The sequence below is a fragment of the Candidatus Fukatsuia anoeciicola genome (genome assembly GCF_964059965.1).
GTDB lineage: Bacteria > Pseudomonadota > Gammaproteobacteria > Enterobacterales > Enterobacteriaceae > Fukatsuia > Fukatsuia anoeciicola.
Map to the genome: position 1 here is coordinate 301160 of NZ_OZ060923.1, position 22166 is coordinate 323325.

Here is a 22166-nt window from a genome sequence, read left to right on the forward strand (position 1 = left end):
TATTGGAGGACCGAACCGACTTATGTTGAAAAATGAGCGGATGACTTGTGGTTGGGGGTGAAAGGCCAATCAAACCGGGAGATAGCTGGTTCTCCCCGAAAGCTATTTAGGTAGCGCCTCGTGAGGTTATCTTTGGGGGTAGAGCACTGTTTCGGCTAGGGGGCCATCCCGGCTTACCACCCCGATGCAAACTACGAATACCAAAGAATATATCACGGGAGACACACGGCGGGTGCTAACGTCCGTCGTGAAGAGGGTAACAACCCAGACCGCCAGCTAAGGTCCCAAAGTTATGGTTAAGTGGGAAACGAAGTGGGAAGGCGAAGACAGCCAGGATGTTGGCTTAGAAGCAGCCATCATTAAAAGAAAGCGTAATAGCTCACTGGTCGAGTCGGCCTGCGCGGAAAATGTAACGGGGCTAAAACCATACACCGAAGCTGCGGCAATAATCATTACATTTGTAATAATTATTGGGTAGGGGAGCGTTCTGTAAGCCGTAGAAGGTAAATAGAGATGTTTACTGGAGGTATCAGAAGTGCGAATGCTGACATAAGTAACGATAAAGCGGGTGAAAAACCCGCTCGCCGAAAGACTAAGGGTTCCTGTCCAACGTTAATCGAGGCAGGGTGAGTCGACCCCTAAGGCGAGGCTGAAAAGCGTAGTCGATGGGCAACAGGTTAATATTCCTGTACAGTTTGTTATGACGAAGTAGTGACGGAGAAGGCTATATTATCCAGGAGATGGTTTACCTGGTTCAATCGTGTAGGAAGTGTAGTTAGGCAAATCCGACGACACATAATTCTAAGGCGAGATGGGGAAGTATGTAAGTACTCAAGTAATAGATGCCCAGCTTCCAGGAAAAGCTACTAAGTGAAATGTAATAAATAATCGTACCCAAAACCAACACAGGTAGTCAGGTAGAGTATACCAAGGCGCTTGAGAGAACTCGGGTGAAGGAACTAGGCAAAATGGTGCCGTAACTTCGGGAGAAGGCACGCTAATATAGGTGAAGCACTGAAAACGTGCTGAGCGTATGTAAGTCGCAGAGACCAGCTAGCTGCAACTGTTTATTAAAAACACAGCACTGTGCTAACACGTAAGTGGACGTATACGGTGTGGCGCCTGCCCGGTGCCGGAAGGTTAATTGATGGTGTTATCTATAAAGAAAAGTAACAACTCTAATATCTAGTTTTATGATTCTGGTGAAATAGTTTTACATAATTCTATTTTAAATTTAGAAGTAAAATATTGTACTGCTGATAGTAGTATCCATTAGATATTCGTTCTAATTTATTAATGTGCTGATATAGCTCAGTTGGTAGAGCATACCCTTGGTAAGGGTAAGGTCCTCAGTTCGAATCTGGGTATCAGCACCAGCAACTTTAATTAATATTAAAGAATTTACTTAATGGCAGTACAATAGATTTATCCAAATATGTACTAAATTAACTTAAATTTATACCAAATTTATTATAGAATTTTGTTTTATTGTTTAACAAAAATATATTTATTATCTGCATCTAATTTAGCATCTAAAATGATTGGCATATTTGGTATTAATTGACCAGAAAGTATTTTTTGTGCTAAAGGATTCTCAATTTCTTTCTGAATAGCTCGTTTTAATGGTCGAGCACCGTAAATAGGATCAAATCCTATCTTAATTAATAATTCTAATGCAGATTCACTGATATTAACCTGGTGATAACCTTGTTCTGCTAAACGTTGATATAATTGTTGCAACTGTATTTGCACGATAGATATTAAATGTGTTTTTTTTAGTGGATGAAAAATAATTAGTTCATCTATACGATTAATAAATTCAGGACGAAAATGCTTACGAACAATTTCCATAACTATAGTTTTAATTTTAATAAAATCTATTTGGGTAGAATATTCTTGAATTAATTCTGAACCTAAGTTAGATGTCATAATAACTACAGTATTACAAAAATCGACAGTTTTTCCTTGTCCATCAGTTAAACGACCATCGTCTAACACTTGTAACAAGATATTAAATATATCTGGATGTGCTTTTTCTATTTCATCGAGTAAGATTATAGAATAAGGGCGACGGCGTACTGCTTCTGTTAGATACCCTCCTTCCTCATAACCAATATAACCAGGAGGCGCTCCAAGTAAACGTGATATCGAATGTTTTTCTATAAATTCAGACATATCAATTCGTACTATAGCATTATTATTATGGAATAAAAAAGTAGCTAATGCTTTGCATAACTCTGTTTTACCGACCCCAGTTTGACCAAGAAATAGAAAAGAACCAATAGGACGACTAGGATCAGCTAAACCACTACGATTCCGTCGAATTGCATTTGATACTGCTTCAACTGCCTCGTTTTGGCCAACAATTCGTTTATGTAAATCCTGTTCCATGTGTAATAGTTTACTTCGCTCACTTTCCATCATGCGTGATACTGGGATCCCTGTCCAACGTGCTAATATTTCAGCAATTTCAATGTCAGTAACCCGATTACGTAATAACTTTATAGTTTTATTTTCTAACTGAGTAGCTATATTAAGTTTTTTTTCTAATTCTGGGATCTTACCGTACTGGAGTTCGGACATATGCGCTAAATTACCAACACGTCGAGCCTGCTCTAAGGTAATTTTAGCTTGTTCTAATTTTGTCTTAATATTTTGAGTGCTAATTAATGAGGCTTTTTCAGCTTTCCACTCTTCTTTTAGTGTTAAATACTTAAGTTCTTTTTGTTTTAATTCATTATTAAGTATTTTTAACCTCTTTTTACTAGCTTCATCAGATTCCTTCATTAATGCTTGTTTTTCTAATTTTAATTGAATAATTCGACGATCTAATCGATCTAGTGACTCTGGTTTTGAATCTATCTGCATACGAATACTAGAGCCTGCTTCATCTATTAGATCTATTGCTTTATCAGGTAATCGACGATCTGTAATATAGCGGTGCGATAGAGTTACTGCTGCTACAATTGCAGGATCAGTGATTTGTACATGATGGTGCAATTCATAGCGTTCTTTTAAACCACGTAAAATGGCAATAGTATTTTCTATACTAGGTTCATCAACGTAAATTTGTTGAAAACGACGTTCTAAAGCAGCATCTTTTTCGATATATTTACGGTATTCATCTAGAGTAGTAGCACCTACGCAATGTAATTCACCTCGAGCTAGCGTTGGTTTTAGCATATTACCAACATCCATTGCACTATCACTTTTTCCAGCACCTACCATGGTGTGCAATTCATCAATAAATAAAATTATATTACCCTCTTGTTTTATTAACTCATTAAGTAATCTTTTTAATCGATCTTCAAAATCACCACGGTATTTTGTACCTGCTACTAATATTCCCATGTCTAGCGATAATACTTGTTTATTTTTTAAACCTTCTGGCACTTCATTATTAATAATACGCAGTGCTAAGCCTTCAACAATAGCAGTTTTGCCAACACCAGGCTCTCCAATAAGTACTGGATTGTTTTTCGTTCGACGTTGTAATACTTGGATAGTATGGCGAATTTCTTCATCTCGACCAATAAGTGGGTCAAGCTTGCCTTGTTCAGCGCGCTCTGTTAGGTTAATAGTAAATTTTTTTAAAGCCCAGTATTGATTTTCTATTTTAGTATTATTCATTTTATTATCACTATAGGTACTCTTAATAATTTTATTTACTTTTTCTATTTCTATTAAAATACCTGCTGTTTTTAACATATTAGCTAAGGTACTATTTTTTTCAAGTACTACTGAAATAAATATTTCAGAAGAAATATATTTATCCGTACGTTTCTGTATATATTTATCGTAAAGATCAAATAATTGTATTGAATCTTTTGGTATTTGTAGATCACCATTAATACTTTTTAATTTGTGAAATTTTATCTAAAACGTGATTAATTTTAATATTTAAATTATCTGTATTAATATTAATTAAAGAGAACAATAATAAAACTGCTTCTTTATTTTAATTAAGTAAAGTACTTATTACATGGAGTGGTTCAATAAATTGAGATGATTACGGCTAATGGCTAAAGACTAGCCTTAGAGAAAAAAGATTGAAATCTTTTGGTAAAATCATATAGATACATAATATTTCCTTTACTAAAGTGTATTAATATTTATATATATACTAATAGCTTATTTTTTCTTAATAACTAATATATTATAATATAATATTAATGGATAGTAATCTTAATATTATATAGAAATAATTATTTATATATTAAGCATTAAGTTATAAAGATATATTATAAAACTTATTTATAATAATTTTTATTAATATTACATAACATAGAATTTAACTAAATCTATGAAATAATATAGTAATTTAAAAATAAATTTTTATGGATTTATTTAATTATAATTAAATTTTTTAAAATAGGCGTATTACTACTATTTATTTAGATATATTATAGAATTATTGATCTATTTTATTAAGTTAATTTATACTATTCTCTTCATTTCTTCTTCAATCAATAAAACTAAGATATGTATTACTTTAATATGAATTTCTTGAATACGATCGGCATAATCTAAATGTAGTACTCGAATTTCAACATTAGCAGGTTTAGTTCTCTTAGCTATTTTGCCACCTTCTTTACCTGTTAATATAATAACTTTAATCTTTTTTTTCTGTGCTGCTTCTATAGCATTAATAATATTAATTGAATTACCAGAAGTAGAAATAGCTAACAATGCATCTCCTGCCTTACCTACTGCTTCAATGTATCGAGAAAAAACATACTCATAACCTAAATCATTGCTTACACAGGAAAAATGACTTACATCTGAAATAGCAATTGCTGCATAACCAGGACGGTTTTCACGATAACGACCGGTTAATTCTTCAGCAAAATGCATCGCATCACAATGAGACCCTCCATTACCGCAAGCAAGTATCTTGCCTCCTGCTTTAAATGTTTCTGCTAATAATATTCCTGCTCGCTGAATAGCATTAATATTAACATTATAATTCAAGAAAATATCTAATATATTAGCTGCCTGCTGAAGTTCAGCCTTAATTAATTCACGATACATTATTTATTAGTGTTTAGCAGTAATTAGTTTATAGTATGTAGAAATTTTTTTCGTTTATTTTATATTTTATAGTTATGAAGCTGTAATAATAGCTTGTTGTGTTAACAACTTTTCTTTATCTTGTAGACAGATAGCTAATCTTTCACGTTTTTTACTAACTATCTGTTGCGGTGCACGCGTTGTAAAATTTTTATTAGCTAATTTTTCTGTAATACATGTTATCTCAATATTAATTTTTGTAATTTCTTTTTTTAGTCGATTTAATTCGTTAGTTTTATCAAGAAAACCACTTATAGGGATTAAAATTTTAGCATCTGCTACTAATTTAATTACTGAAAGAGGCTCTTTATCATCATTAGTTAATAATCTAATTGAACTTAAACGGCCTAATGATAAGATTATAGACTGATTTTCCTGTAATCGACGTTGAGCTTCGTTACTCGCTCCACTTAATAATATAGCTAATGGTTTAACAGGATCAATGTTCATTTCAGCACGTAGATTACGTACTGCAATAATTACTTGTTTAATCCATTCTAAATCATTTAGAGCTTGTTGATCGACCTGATAGGCATTAAATTGTGGAAAAGGTTGTAACATGATACTATCAGCTGTAATTCCTCGTAAGCTCTTTATCTGTTGCCAAAGTGTTTCTGTAATATAAGGAATAATAGGGTGTGCTAAACGTAGTAATACTTCTAATACACGAATTAAAGTATAACGTGTATTACTTGATTCAACTCCTAAGCTATTATTAAGTATTGGTTTTGCAAGCTCAAGATACCAATCACAAAATTGATTCCAAGTAAATTCATATAAAATATTAGCAGCTAAATCAAAACGATAGTTATCTAGTGCTTCACGATACCTTTTTATAGTTTGGTTTAATTCAGCGAGAATCCAACGATCAGCTAGTAAATGGCTATTTTCTTGTTTATTATTTTGAGTATAGTTTTTTCCATTGATTAATACAAAGCGACTAGCATTCCATAATTTATTGCAGAAATTACGATAACCAGCTAACCGTTTCATGTCCCAGTTAATATCACGTCCAGTAGATGCTAATGTAGCTAATGTAAAACGTAACGCATCAGTACCATGTGGTTTTATTCCATTGGGAAACTGTTTTTTAGTACGTATACGAATTTTTTCTGCTAATCGTGGTTGCATCATATTACGAGTACGTTTTGCTAGCAGATCTATTAGAGAGATGCCATCTATCATATCTAAGGGATCTAACACATTTCCCTTAGATTTAGACATTTTATGCCCTTCATCATCACGGATCAATCCAGTTATATAAATAGTTTTAAATGGTACTTGTGCTTTTCCATTTTCATCCTTAATAAAATGTAGAGTTAACATAATCATACGAGCGATCCAGAAGAAAATAATATCAAAACCACTTACTATTACTGTACTAGGATGAAATGTTTTTAACTCTATAGTTTGTTCTGGCCAACCAAGAGTAGAAAAAGTCCATAAACTAGAAGAGAACCAAGTATCGAGAACATCATCATCTTGATATAATAGTATATCATCACTTAGTTTATATTCAAAACGTATTTCTACCTGGTTATGCCCTACATAAATATTACCTTGTTGATCATACCAAGCAGGGATACGGTGTCCCCACCATAATTGACGTGAGATACACCAGTCCTGAATATTACGCATCCAATTGTAATATATATTTTCATATTGTTTAGGAATAAATTGGATATAACCTTTTTCTACTGCTTCAATAGCAATTTTTGCTAAAGGCATAGTGCGAACATACCATTGATTAGTAAGCATTGGTTCAATTACTACACCACTACGATCTCCATAAGGTACCATTAATGTATGAACGTTAATTTTTTCTACTAGACTTAATTGTTGTAATTCAGCAATCACTGCTTTACGGGCGCTAAAACGCTCTAATCCTTGAAATTGTAATGGGATTACCTGACTGTATTGCTTACTAATGTTGCCATATGTATCAAAAACTTCTGCTTGATTACGAATATTGCCATCAAAATTTAAAATATTAATCATGGGTAGTGCATGACGTTTACCTAATTCATAATCATTAAAATCATGAGCAGGTGTAATTTTTACACAACCACTACCTTTTTTCATATCAGCGTGCTCATCACCTAAAATTGGAATATAACGCCCTGTTAGTGGTAAAATTATAGTTTTACCAATAAGATCTTGGTAACGTAAATCTTGTGGATTAACTGCTACCGCAGTATCACCTAATATAGTTTCTGGCCTAGTAGTTGCAACTACTATATGATCTTTGCCATCGGTAGTTTTAACATTATTTGCCAAAGGATATCGTAGATACCACATAAAGCTATTACATTCACGGTTTTCAACTTCAAGATCAGAAATAGCTGTATGGAACTTTAAATCCCAATTCACTAAACGCTTACCGCGATAAATAAGATTTTCTTTATATAAAGAAATAAATGCGTTAATTATTGCATTTGATAGACCTGTATCCATAGTAAAACGTTCGCGTTGCCAATCAACAGAATTACCTAGACGTCGCATCTGACGAGTAATATTATTACTAGACTCCTCTTTCCATTGCCAAATTTTATTAATAAAAGCTTCACGACCATAATCATGACGTGTTTTGCCTTCTTCAGTAGCAATTTTATGTTCAACTACCATTTGTGTAGCGATTCCTGCATGATCAGTACCTACCTGCCACAAAGTATTTTTACCTTGCATACGTTGATAACGAATAAGTATATCCATAATAGTTTGCTGAAAAGCATGCCCCATATGTAGACTACCAGTAATATTTGGTGGTGGAATCATAATACAAAAATTTTCTTGGCTACTATTATTATTTGGTTTAAAATAACCTTGTTTTTCCCAATAGCTATATAGCGGTTGTTCAATTTTTTGAGGATCGTAGATTGTATTAAGGGGGTAATTATTCTTTTCCATATTTTATTTAGTTAAGTTGGTAATATTGTTGTAATTAAACGAAAACCAGCTCTACGATAAGATTTGTACCTCTCACGAGCTAGTTGTTTTAAATTTTCTTCGCATGGAACAAAGTCTATTACTTGATGAAAAGTAATAGTAAAATCTGTAAGCTGTGGCAATAGATTAATTAATAGATCACGTGAAGAATTTCCATACTGTTCCGGCCAAGCTAGCTCAACTGGCGCACCATCTTTTGGTCCATCTCCTACTAAGTTATGTGGTATAAATTCTTCAGGTATTCGTTGCCATAGTATTTTATCTAACCGTTGTGCCTGTATCTTATTTTCACAGTTAATTAGTATTCGCTTACCAGATCGCCAATATTTAGATGCTAACTTACAGGCTAAAATTTCATATGAATATAATTTAGTAAAATATTTTTCTTCTTTAAAATCTTTTTTATAATTTATATTTTTAATAGGTAGTTTTTCTTGTGAAATAATATAGAAAGTTGCGTTTTTCATTATTAAGTAACCAAACTATTTCTAAAGGTTGGATATAGAATTATCCTTCTATATTATTATAATGATAAAGAAAGAAAAAAATAATTAATATATTTTAGCTTTTTAGGCAATAATAGTATTAACTATTTATTTTATTTTAGTTATGTGCTCAATTTTTTTAGAATCTATAATAAATATTATATTGTATAATAACTTTTATTAAAATATTAGATAATATTAATATATTATTAATTATTTTTATAGCAGTCTATACGATCATATCCTAAGATTTTAGTTTATAAAATAAGTAGAAAAATATTAAAAAATTATCTTAATTTTTATTTTTATACCTTAAATATTTTAATATTTGTAAAATACATGTTATTTATAATAACTATCTATTTAAAATATTTTAGGTATTAAATCTTAGCTATTCTAGATATGTAAAATATTATTATTAATATTACACCAAAAATACTAATAATAAGTAATAATTCTTAATGGTACTAATAAATTAATATATACTTTATAGTTACTAAAAAAATGTAATTTATAGTATTTAAGCTACTATTTTATAGTAAAATTCAATATATTTCAATGTATAAGAGATATTCTAATAATTCTGCTAAATACTAAGTATCCTATGCTAATAATTCTTAGAATAGTTTTCTATAATATATAGTAATACTATTACTATATATTTAGTAGTGACTTTATTAGATATTAAATAATGTTAATTTATTTAACTCACTACTTTAGATCATTATTTATTATACTAAAGTGTATTACTATTTATATACAGACTAGAACTTATTTTTTTAATAGCTATATATATTAATAATATATAATAGATAAATAATATTTATATCATAAAATAATAAATTGTTCATATATCATATGTAAGTTGTAGTAATATTACTATTATAATGATATCACTATATCAAACATAAATAAATTTAAGTTAAAGCATTTTATAGAGATATAAATATACATAATTATTAGATTTTTTTATTTTTTATATCCCTAATAATTTAATCTTATCTCTTAAAATTTAAAAGAATATACAGATAATTAAACATCACCTTAAATTTTTTATACTATTTTAATATAGTATTACTAATACTCAACGTTATGCTTTTAATGTATTTTTATTTTTAATATAATATAATACTATTAATAATTTTACTTAGACTAATACTCTTTTTATTCTCTTTAATTTTTTTATATTTACTAACTTTTTATTATAGAAGAATCTATAGTTGCAAAAAAGAAATTAATATTATTAATGATATTGACGAAACTTATTAAAAAATTAACTAAATGATTTTTATCTTTAGTTTATTTACTATCCGTTTTAATTAATAAATAGATAAAATAAAAATTATCATAATATAAATTATTTTAAGTTAAGCAATATCAGATCTTATCCTATTACTATTAATTTTTTATATGACCATATGCTAAAAATTTATAAATTATCATTAAGTTTTTTTATCATTAATATTTTACTTACTAAGTAGATTTTTTGTAGATTCATAATCTAATATAAAATATTATGCTAATATGTTAAAAAACCCGTCACTAGACGGGTTTATAATTGATTCATATAACATTAACATTTGCTGCGGAAGGGCCTTTTTGTCCATCCTGAATTTCAAATTCTACAATCTGACCTTCTGCTAAAGTTTTAAATCCATTACTTTGAATTGCAGAGAAATGTACAAATACATCTTTGCTACCATCAGATGGCGTAATAAAACCAAACCCCTTAGACTCGTTGAACCACTTAACTTGACCTTTTATCTTTGCCATCTTGAGTATTTCCTTTAGATTATTTTATTCGCCCGTAGGCATTTAAATAGATAAACTTGAGTCGTTACTGTTTGAGGCACTAAGATAAAGATCAACAGAGAAACGATATCCACGATAACGCTTTTACTCAGAACTTCTTTACTAAAAATGCCACATATATACAGAACTTTACCTCATTTTACCCATGATTGTTATTACATACTCTTAATGCGTTGGCAAGTTATTTTAATTGCCCGCATTTTTATTATACATATTTTAATGTTACTAATTTAAAACAATGTATAAATAAACTACATCTTGTCAGATGTCCAGTCTATTTTAATGTAATGTCTAATTATTAGCTTTGATGGATATATTAAAATTTTTACTATATTTACTTATAATTTATCATTATAGTTCTATAAAATGATATCGCTTAAGTTTTAAGATAAAATTAGACTCTATTAATTTTAAAATTTATTATTAAATAATATTTTTTAGGTTAATGATATACTTAATAGACAAGCTTTAAAATAAGATTTACTATTACACTTCATAGTAAATCTTTAAGTCATATAACATATTATATAAATTTTATTCTTTAAAACAAAAAAAATCTACAATAAATTAATCTAAAAATGAATTATATTCATAACTTTATTTCTTCTATTTATGCTAAATATATAAATTATTTATTTTAGATATATTACAATAAATGCTTTATTTTATATAATTATAATGTTATATATAACTAAAAATTGTTAAGATTTTCTTTAATTTAACATATACTAAATAGTAAACTATATAATTTATTATATACTTAGTATAAGTGCTGAGTCTATGGTAATAGAATCTTTATTATAATTAGAGATTATCTATCGTAAGTATTTTTACTATAAAATAATAATAAAAATTTAGTATGCATTATGCAATTTATATAAAATAGTAGAACTTATTATTTACTATAAATATTAGAATTTAAATTCTAGAATCTAAATTAAGAATAATTTTATGTTTAGTTTTTTAGTTTTAGTTTTACTATAAATATTTTTATTTATTATAAATTTTATTATATTTTTTTACTTTTAACTTGCTTATATTATAATTATTTTTTATTTTAACATAAAAAAATTTTTTATTACAAATTACTTATATTCTAATTAATTAATAACAATAATATTTTATTTGCCTGGATACATTAGTGTTCTTAGTAAAAAGTAAACAATTCAAACAGAATTATCTACTTTATACTAGATAAGATAGAAAAAATTTGTATTAGAATAGTAAGTAATCTTACTTAATTAAGTTTTATTAGAATTTTTAATTATTATAAACTTATTTTTTATTTTTTATATGTTTTTAGTAGAAAAATATATTATTATATAAATATTCATAAAAGTATTAGTTAATTAAATATATTGTTACTAGAATTAATGTAAGAAAATAAAATAAATAATAATTATTGTAAGGACATTAAATTACTTTGAAACTATGCTATATACCTTCGAGTATTTTATTTATGAAATTTTCGATTTATTAAGTAAATTACTAGCTAGTTAATTATTAAAATCAATATAACCAAAATTATAAATAAATTAAATATATTATTTAAAGATTAAATAATTAATTAGAACGTTAATAGATATGGTAGTACTGAAAATAATATGAATAAAATTAGAATTCTATATTTATTTATTTTTGCTAGCATTTTTAGTAGATATTCTTATAATAAGATTAAATAATATCTATTTATTATAGCAAACTATATGTTATATATTAATAATGTTAAATTAATATTGTTATGCTTATAATTATTACTACTTAAAATATCTTATTTTATAAAAATTACTATAAAAGACCATCTCCTTTAATCACTTAATCTAAGGATAAAATAATAATAATATTTTTAATAAACTAATTAATAGTTTCAGAAAAAATATTATATAGTTTCTTTGATTCTGCAATAGACATTTTATTATCTTAAAATTACCAAAAGAAATACATTAATAACTATTAACATTAATAATCTACTAAATATCATATAGTAAAAATATACTACAACTTTATAGAATAGTGACTAATTATAATAGATTGGTTGTAATTAAAGATTAATAAATAATCATTGAAAATTATACGAACAATCGTCATAATTCTAATAATTAGAAACTAAAAAATTTAATTTTTTCAAGTAGGTTTATATTAATAAAAAATTAATTTAATTAATTAGTACAAAAAGTAGCAACAAAAAAATTTAAGTAAATATTTTAGGTCATCAATACTAGATATAGACATCTATTGCAGTTAGCTCAGTTATATCAACTAAGATAATATTACTTAACAATTTTAATCAAATAAAAATAGTTAAATTATCTTAATATTTATTAGTAAAATTACTTAATAAGTCTAATACTAAATTTTTAATAACTATTTTACTTAATTAACATATAATCAATAAGTAATAAAAACTATAATTGTTTATCTTAAAAATATTAATAGACCAACTATTTTAATTATTTTTATAATATTAATAAATAACCACGTATCAATAGAGTAACCTAAAATGGTTAATTAAATATGTTATTTTAATCTATATTTTAATGTTAAAAATCTATAATTACTATTTTATTATACTCTAATGTTTCGATCAATAAATTTTTAGAGTAATAACTTAGTTTATAATTTATTTAAAATTTTTATATCTACTATATATTAGTCAAATAATTTGTTAGATACACTAAAAATAGGTATTATCTTATATAAATTTATATAAGATAATACATTTTTCTATTTTTTGTGTTAATACAATAAAAAATATTAAAATTAATGTAATAATTTCTTGTTATTTTGTCTTTAAGTAATAGTAATATTACTATATTAATTTATGTCTAGCTTATATTATTGATTATATAAATTGATATAATCTAATTGTTTTTAATATTCTTATGCTTGTTAACATAACACATTACTAGCTTGTTATTTTGTTACTTTAATATTACTAAATATGGTTCGATATAAATCAAAAAAATCATTTTATATAGCATTTTGCTATAATTTAGCATATGATAAGGAGTTATATATTTATTTTTCTTTTATTAATGATATTTTATTGTTAGATCAATCTTAATTAACCAATTTTATATTTACACAGAATTTATAAGAATATAATTTGGTTTTTATAACTTAAATCTTTTATTATAACCTAATACAATATATTATAGATGACTATAATATATTTATAGTATAATTTATTTTTAAAATAATTAATATTTAGAATATATATTTCTTATCTTTATAAATTTAAATTATAAATTTTTGAGTAGTTATTTCTTTAATAATAATCGTATTAATTAATACTAGGTAGCCTATTTTAGTAAAGTCTATTGTTATAAAAAGCAAATTCCATGTTAGTAATAAAATAATATAGATATTAAATTAATATATAAATACAGTTAATTCTTTTTATACAAATTTTAGGCTTTAATTATGTTATAGTTATAAGATTATAATCTTATATATAAGTTTACATGATAAGTAGCAATTTAGAAAAATTCTTGACGTATATTATGATTAGATTTAAATAATCCTTCTAAAAATATAGAGTATTGTAGTACTAATGGTGCTACAAATACTACGAATTTTATATAATAATAAATAGTACAAATAACTATTGCATAATGATTAGATTTAAGTAAAGCTTGTAAATGATAGCAAAAAAAATTTATTGGTACCATTTTATATCTGTAATCTTTGTGAAAAAACTTTACAATATAGTTTATCTTTAAATTAATAATATATTTTTTAGAATATAAGATATAGTTACTTTATTATAAATGGTATTAAAATAGTATTTGCAAGTGCTCGTCATGCATAGTGACATTATACACCATATTATTTTATTAACTTTCATCTTATTTTTTAATGAAAGTAATTTCAGGATAATTCATGTAATTTAGCCCAAAAAAATTTATTGAATATATATATTTGTAATACAGTTTAGTGTTTTACTAGATTATTATTAATTAAGTTAAAATTAAACGGTTTCACAATTTCAGTAATATTTTACTAAACATATGCTTTACACGTTTTAATATTTAACATTTCTTCATATAACAATAATATTATTTTAAAACTTCTAGTTTTTATGCTGCACAAATTAACTTTGCCTCTTTACTTAATACTAATATTATTTACTCTAACGAATATACATTTTCTTAGTTAAATTATATAGTAAACACTATATAGCATTATTATCTGTGTAAATAATATGAATTAGTAGTAATATTTATTTACTTATTTTTTATAATTAATCTATATAAATCAACTATAGCTAAATTTATTTAATTAATACTTACTAAATTTATTGTTTAATTTATTATTAATATAATAATTTAATAAAAAACCTACTAAAAAACTCATATGTGTTAAGTTTATACTTATATAATTATAATTATAATTATATAGAATTTCTTTAATGCTTTTCTTAATTTCTATATAATAACCTAGAGTTAAAAAATTTATTTTTATAACTAATAATTTTATTTTATTATAGATAGAATTTATCACTAAGTTTACCTTAATCATGTTACATATAAATATTTTCTTTGAATACAAACAGTTTTTTAGACAGTTTATCTAAAATATTTTTGGATTACTTAATATAAAGTTATTAAAAAACATAGTGTAATTTTAATTAAATATTAGAATTTAGCTTTATTTTATAGTATCTAGTTTATATTATTTATAGTCCATACAAGAAAATAATTACGGTGACTATTAATGAGTATGTATTTTATCTAGTTAGAATTATAAGAAAAAGTTATAAAATATTATAAGTAAATGATCAATCATATTATTTTTATAATAAACTCTAATTTATATAAACTTAGGATATATATCCTCTAATGAGATTAGATTTACTTATAATATTTATACAATATAATAAATTTGCTATGTAGCATAATAAATTTTTAAGAAAAGTAATAATTTTAGTAACATAATATATTATTACTTAATTTTAAAAATTAAAATATTCCTACTATACTTTTATATATTTTTATACTAAATATGACTTTTAAATTCATGTTAAATTAATACTTAATTAAAATCTTAATTATAACAGAATATTGTTTATTATAAAAATTACTAATATAATCTTTTATTAAAATAAATTGTAGTTTTTTGTTTATTTATATTTTTATTATACCTTAAAAATTAATAATAATGCCATCTCAAATTAAAAACTAATTAAAAATAGGCTAAATTAAAAACAAGAATAATTGTCTCTAATATCTTTTTATTTAATGACTCTTTTAAACTACTTTTTAGCTACTATTCACTAGATATAATTATTTTAATGCTAATCTTTATTAAATCTTGTAATTATAATAGTAATGGCTTAATTAAAGATATAAAATTAATAATCTCTATTCAGTAATTAATTAGTTATTTTAGTAATTACTAGAAAAAACTATAATAAATCAATATTAGTAAATTAATTAAATATTGATTTTTACATAAATATTTAATGTTGAAAGTTTATTATAATAGAAATTACTAAAAAATATCTATAATTATTATATATTATTCAGTAATCCTTGGAAAAGATTCATAGAAACTATCAAATTAAGTTTTATTGAAAAAATGATATTAATCATACTTATTTATTTTTTTATTAGCATTAACATTAACATAAATTTTTTACTACTAATTAAATAATCATATTAGTTAATACTTATTAGTTAAAATACCTTGCTATTTAAATTACCAGGTTTAACTGTATCATTTTTATGGATTATAAAATCTTTTTATTTAAGTTATGAACTACTTCAAAAAATATTAAGCTCTTATAAAATTATTATTCGTTATTAATTATATTTTTGTGTATTATTATCAATAAAAATATTTTTTCTATAAGACTTGCTGTTACAGAAAATTCTCGTATACTAGGTTCTAGTATGTTAGTAGATGATTATAAATAAAATACTTTTTGTTTATAAAGCATTACTGTATAGTACTATCAAAGATAATTTAGATGCCTAAAGCGGGAATAGCTCAGTTGGTAGAGTACGACCTTGCCAAGGTCGGGGTCGCGAGTTCGAGTCTCGTTTCCCGCTCCAATTTTTTAATTTTATTTCAATTATTTATAATACATATTATAGATTATAATTGACCTAATTATTAAAAAATAATTTCGTTAGTAAACTATCTATATAAGATCTTTCTTATATGACTAATAATCAATTTATAGTAATATTATATATTTGATTAATTTTATTTTATACATAAAGATAAGAATATTTCTTATAAAGTAATAAATTATAAAAGAAATTAGCGTTTAAAGGTAATTAACTTTTATTAAAGAGAAAAAATAATTAATCAATAGATAAGTATAAATAAATAATAGCAGCTAAAACTTAGGTTATGTTTAAGGATTATTAATAAATAATTCCTAACATCTATAAGAGTATCGTATTTATTTTTTGTTAACTAAAACTATAGGATAAGTAATAGTTGTATGTTAAAAAATAACATATAGTGTCAGTATATACTTAGTAACTATTACTAATAAATATTATTAATGAATGTTATCTATAATTTTAGATTGCTTAAGGGTTTTATGTATAAATATATCTATTACTATTTTAATAGTAATAGATATAAATTAATTAGGATTAGTAAAATTTATTTAAATTTAATACTACTTAAAAAATAAAGAAAAAATTTTTCAATATAAAAAGATAATATAATAATTATAAATTATTAATTTAGCATACATTAAATAAAAATACTATTAGTATAATTAAATAATTTAAAGTTACATTAGATTTTTACTAAAATAGATAATAATAGTTTGAATTAAAATGTAATCTAACTATAGTAATTTATAATATAAAAATTAGATAAATAAGAGTTTTAGAAGAGGTTTAATATGCATGTATATAAATTAAATATGTTAGTTATAGATTTTTTGCTATGATTAATTAGACATTAATAGAAATGTAGTACTTTTACATTTAGCTATAACTATGAAATATTTATTTATAAATAGCTATATAGATAGCTTGTTTATTATAAATTAATATCAAGAAAAATATATTGCTTAAGTAATTAATCGTTTTTAACATGTAATATATATTGAAATAAAATATAAATTACTATAAATAAATTTTTTTATTATATATTAATTATAAGTATAAAATAATATAGTAATAATTACTAAATCAATCAATAATCAAATTCTTATAACTAATAAAAATAAATATTTTTTATGTATAACTATCTTAATATATCTAACAGAAATACACTAATGCTATACTACTAAATTAGTAATAAAAGTTATAATTATATTACTGTAAAAATAAATAATATTAGAATTAAAAACTTTAAAATTAGTTTTACGCCTATTAACTTAAGATAAGATTTTTATATCCTAAATTACTTTATAATGTTGAAATCATAGCTTAATTGGATTTAAATAGTATAATTACTTAATCTATATTAAGGTCTATTATAGTAAATGAGTAATATTTATTATATACTAATATAGTGTGATAAAATTATATTTATACTAAGTAATTTATTAATAGTGCCTATATTTTGTTAGAAAATAATTTTTTAGATTATTATAGGTAACAAGTTTTTATATTATCTTATCGATGTTACTTTTAATAATAACTTTAATACTAGAAAGCGTAGTACTTACTATGTAGTTTTTAATTAAACAATTAACTTATTATATATTTTAATAGAAAACTTGATTGTTTATTAATAATCATAGAATTAGAAGCAACTTATATAGATTAAATATATTTACTATTATAAATAGTATCTAATTAAACTATTAACTATAGGTTTATCTATGTAGAAAATGCTAACATAAATATAAATAAATTACTATTTCTATCATCTATAGTTTACTATAATAAAGACTATGAACATCTAATTTATTATCAATAAGTAACTTGTTGCTTACCATATTTTTTATAATTGATATTTTATGAATATTACTTTTATAAATATAGATATATTTTCTATAGTAATTACTAAATCTATAATTAAGAAATGAGTTTAAGTATTTCCTGTATCTAACGTTTTACACGTTTAATAAAACGTGCTACACGCCAAGCTTGTTTAATACAATAACTATACACTAAAAATACTAGCAAAAATAATAACAACATTATCCATTCTGACATAAAAGTTAGATATTCACCCATCATACCTATGGCAGTAAGCAATACAGCGATTAATGTAATTAATATAAAAGCTTGTTTTGATGTGAAACCAGCTCGCATAATTAGATGATGAATATGTTGACGATCAGGCAAAAAGGGGTTCATACCTTTACGCAGACGGCGGTACATAATAGCAATCATATCTATCAGAGGAATGGCAATAATCCATAATGCAGTAACTGGTTTAATTGGATGCGAAATACCCTGTGTAGTTTGTAATAATAACCACATTGTGGTAAAACCAATTAATGTACTACCTGCATCACCCATAAAAACCTTATAGCGATGTCCTAATAAACCGAGATTTAGTAAAATATATGGTATAATAGCAGCGATCATAGTAAAGCACCATGAAGCAACTTCGAAGTAGTTTTTTTGATATAATAATATACCTAATGCACTAAAAGAAATACAAGATATACTGCCTAATAAACCATCTATCCCATCAATCATATTAAAAGCATTAATTAACGCCCAAACGGAAAGTAGTGTAATCACACAAGAAAAATGTCCTAATACTAATTCCCAAGAACCAAATACATGACCAAAACTATATATATATAACCCAGCATAAACCATCATCATAATACCTACCAAAGCTTGTACTAAAGCACGGATCTTGATACTTAAATCAAATCTATCATCTAATACACCTATTAGCACTAATACGCCTGCACAGACTAAATAGAGTCTAAAATGAGGAATATTCTGACTACTACTTAGAAAAGCAAAACAAATACTTGCATAAACCGAGATACCACCAACTAAAGGGATTAGACCTTGATGACACTTACGATGATTAGGTTTGTCAACTAAACCAACCTTTTTTGCCACTATGCGTGCGAAAAACAAAAAGACTAGAGAAAATAGGAAAATAATTAGTATTTCTATACTCATTGTGAGTAAAAATCTCGTTTAGCAGCACTTAGAAAAAAATAAATTTCACTCTTTAGGTTTCTAAGTACCTTAATAAATCTCTTAAGAAACCTAATATATTATGCTAGTTTAGCTTTAAGAATTTTTCCATCTTTAAACAATAACTATGAATAGGATTTTTTTATAAATCTACTATTATTATAAAACTACACGTTGTAAATTTTATATTATCTAATATTTGTAATTACATATGTATTTTGTATTCTGTGGATTCCTATGCTTGAAGTATTTAGAATTTATTCTAAATAGCACCTTAACTTTTAATAAAGTTATTATCTTGAATGCTTTTTCATCATCTCAAAAAATTCATCATTAGTTTTACGCTGTATTAATTTACCTAAGAGATACTCCATAGCCTCAACTTTCCCCATTGGATGAAGTACTTTACGCAAAATAAACATTTTTTGTGACTCGTCAGAGGTTGTGAGTAATTCTTCTTTACGTGTACCAGAACGATTAAATTCAATTGCTGGAAAAATACGTTTATCAGCAATTTCACGTGATAAACACATTTCACAGTTACCAGTACCTTTAAATTCTTCAAAAATAACTTCATCCATTTTAGAACCGGTATCTACTAGTGCAGTAGCTAGAATAGTTAAACTACCTCCTTCTTCAACGTTACGGGCAGCACCAAAAAAACGTTTAGGTCTCTGTAAAGCATTAGCGTCAACACCACCAGTTAAAACTTTTCCTGAAGCTGGCACTACCATATTGTAGGCTCTAGCTAAACGAGTAATAGAATCGAGTAAAATAATAACATCCTTTTTATGTTCAACTAAACGTTTAGCTTTATCAATAACCATTTCAGCTACTTGAATATGACGAGATGCAGGCTCATCAAAAGTAGAAGCAATCACTTCACCTTTAACTGAACGTTGCATGTCTGTTACTTCTTCTGGGCGTTCATCAATCAGCAGTACCATCAAAACAGCATCTGGATAATTATAGGCAATACTAGAGGCGATATTTTGTAATAAAACTGTTTTGCCTGCTTTTGGTGCCGCAACAATTAAACCACGTTGACCAAGACCAATAGGAGTAGCTAAATCTAATACACGGGCAGTTATATCTTCTGTTGAACCATTACCGCGCTCCATACGTAAACGTGAGTTAGCATGTAAAGGTGTCAAATTTTCAAATAAAATTTTATTACGGGAATTTTCTGGTTTATCATAATTAACTTCACTCACTTTTAACAAAGCAAAATAACGTTCGCCTTCTTTTGGTGGACGAATTTTACCAGAAATAGTATCACCAGTACGTAGGTTAAAACGACGAATCTGGCTAGGAGAAACATAAATATCATCAGGACCAGCAAGATAGGAACTGTCTGCAGAGCGAAGAAAACCAAATCCATCAGGTAATATTTCTAATACACCATCACCAAAAATATCGGCTCCACTTTTTGCATGTTGTTTAAGAATAGCGAAAATAATATCTTGTTTACGCATGCGAGCAAGACTTTCTAGTTTCATTTCTTCTTCGCCAAGATTTACTAATTCAGTGACTGATTTATTCTTTAATTCGGTAAGATTCATAATGGTGGGTTCTTTTAACTCGGGGGTATCTCGAAATATTATTGTGAAAGGTACGGTAATATATCCGAACCAGCTCAATGGAGCATTCTATAACAATCGGTGGAAAATGATGTAAATAATCAACCATATTAGACTTGCACGAAATGGCAGCTTACAAATAAATATTTGTACTAATTTTATAAAAAGATAAATAGCTAAAACAGATAAGTAGTAACTACTTTTGACTTAATTTATATATAAAAGTAATTTTTAACACTATCTATTATTGAGTATAGTTTATTCTTAGATACTACTATTTTAGTATAGATTAAAAATTAAGTTAATTATTCTATGCTATAGAATTTAATATTCTAGAATTTAGATACTAAAAACTCTATTATTACCTATAATAATAGACTAATACATAGTTTTTATTAAATTTAACATGCTTCTTCATAGACGTCTAGCTATGAATAAAAGAAACCCTATTTATATTAAATACTTATTTTTTATAGCTAAATTAAATCATAGATTATCATCGAGAATTTTTTTTAATTTATCTTTAGATATATTTCCTACACAAGTAGCAAGAATTTTCCCATTTTTAAATAATAACAATGTAGGGATACTACGAATACCATATTCTACTGCTATTTCTCTTCCCCCATGTATATGTTCATCAATATTCAATTTAGCAACAGTTAGTTTATCTGCATATTCATCAGCAATTTCATTGAGCATTGGAGCAATTATTTTACATGGAGAACACCATTCAGCCCAAAAATCTACTAATACTGCACTATTTATTTGTAGCACCTCAGCATTAAAGTTATTGCCTTGCAAATTTTTTATTTTATCACTCATAATTTACTCCAAAAAATTACAACATCTATCTACATATTTTTATAAAACAATAATTAATTAATATTATATCATGCTATAAGTAAAATACATATAACTATATAAATTTTTTTAATTTTGCCCTGTACTATCTAGTTACAGTAAATCTTTAAGACAAAAAATTTTATTAATATTTCTATTTAAATATAGTATTGTATTTACCTTAACTAATTAAGATATTATGGTACGAGGAGTAATTAGTATAATAAAGATTCTAGTATTATTACTATCTACTTTTTCTTACTTGTTTTTTACTAATATAAAAAAAGAGATAAACCAATTAGCCATGTATTTTAATTACAATATTAATACATGAATTAACT

Annotated in this window: 7 protein-coding genes, 1 tRNA gene, 2 pseudogenes and 3 other annotated features (1 of these 13 cut by a window edge); of the genes and pseudogenes, 1 reads left to right on the forward strand and 9 read right to left on the reverse strand. The window is 25.2% G+C overall.

Annotated features, from left to right (window positions below; all coding sequences use genetic code 11):
• Positions 1-543, forward strand: a sequence feature (23S ribosomal RNA rRNA prediction is too short) (it extends 105 nt beyond the left edge of the window).
• A gap of 20 nt (positions 544-563) precedes the next feature.
• Positions 564-935: a sequence feature (23S ribosomal RNA rRNA prediction is too short), on the forward strand.
• 22 nt (positions 936-957) lie between these two features.
• Positions 958-1443: a sequence feature (23S ribosomal RNA rRNA prediction is too short), on the forward strand.
• 42 nt (positions 1444-1485) lie between these two features.
• From clpB to AB4W73_RS01085, 6 genes and pseudogenes are all read right to left on the reverse strand, one after another.
• Positions 1486-3892 (reverse strand): annotated as a pseudogene (clpB, locus tag AB4W73_RS01060) (ATP-dependent chaperone ClpB); the annotation flags it as partial.
• 545 nt (positions 3893-4437) lie between these two features.
• Positions 4438-5031, reverse strand: coding sequence for a D-sedoheptulose 7-phosphate isomerase (lpcA, locus tag AB4W73_RS01065; protein WP_367680603.1), 594 nt, complete (start codon positions 5029-5031; stop codon positions 4438-4440).
• A 72-nt stretch (positions 5032-5103) separates the two neighbouring features.
• Complete coding sequence (locus tag AB4W73_RS01070; RefSeq protein ID WP_367680604.1) at positions 5104-7977, reverse strand: valine--tRNA ligase; 2874 nt, start codon at positions 7975-7977, stop codon at positions 5104-5106.
• 11 nt (positions 7978-7988) lie between these two features.
• Positions 7989-8483, reverse strand: coding sequence for a DNA polymerase III subunit chi (locus tag AB4W73_RS01075; RefSeq protein WP_367680605.1), 495 nt, complete (start codon positions 8481-8483; stop codon positions 7989-7991).
• Positions 8484-10064: 1581 nt separating this feature from the next.
• Positions 10065-10274, reverse strand: a complete 210-nt coding sequence (gene cspE / locus AB4W73_RS01080; protein WP_367680606.1) for a transcription antiterminator/RNA stability regulator CspE — start codon at positions 10272-10274, stop codon at positions 10065-10067.
• A 42-nt stretch (positions 10275-10316) separates the two neighbouring features.
• Positions 10317-10432, reverse strand: a pseudogene (locus AB4W73_RS01085) (DUF2627 domain-containing protein).
• 5861 nt (positions 10433-16293) lie between these two features.
• On the opposite strand from AB4W73_RS01085, the gene AB4W73_RS01090 reads away from it, so the two are divergent.
• Positions 16294-16369 (forward strand) — tRNA-Gly (locus AB4W73_RS01090).
• Between the two features lie 1968 nt (positions 16370-18337).
• Here AB4W73_RS01090 and wecA read toward each other — a convergent pair.
• The 3 genes from wecA to trxA form a co-directional block, all read right to left on the reverse strand.
• Entirely contained in the window at positions 18338-19384 is a 1047-nt protein-coding gene (wecA, locus tag AB4W73_RS01095) for a UDP-N-acetylglucosamine--undecaprenyl-phosphate N-acetylglucosaminephosphotransferase (RefSeq protein WP_367680607.1), read from the reverse strand.
• Between the two features lie 311 nt (positions 19385-19695).
• Positions 19696-20964: a transcription termination factor Rho gene (gene rho, locus AB4W73_RS01100; RefSeq protein WP_367680608.1), complete on the reverse strand. Its 1269-nt coding sequence runs from the start codon at positions 20962-20964 to the stop codon at positions 19696-19698.
• A 504-nt stretch (positions 20965-21468) separates the two neighbouring features.
• Entirely contained in the window at positions 21469-21807 is a 339-nt protein-coding gene (gene trxA, locus AB4W73_RS01105; protein ID WP_367680609.1) for a thioredoxin TrxA, read from the reverse strand.
• Positions 21808-22166 lie beyond the last annotated feature (359 nt).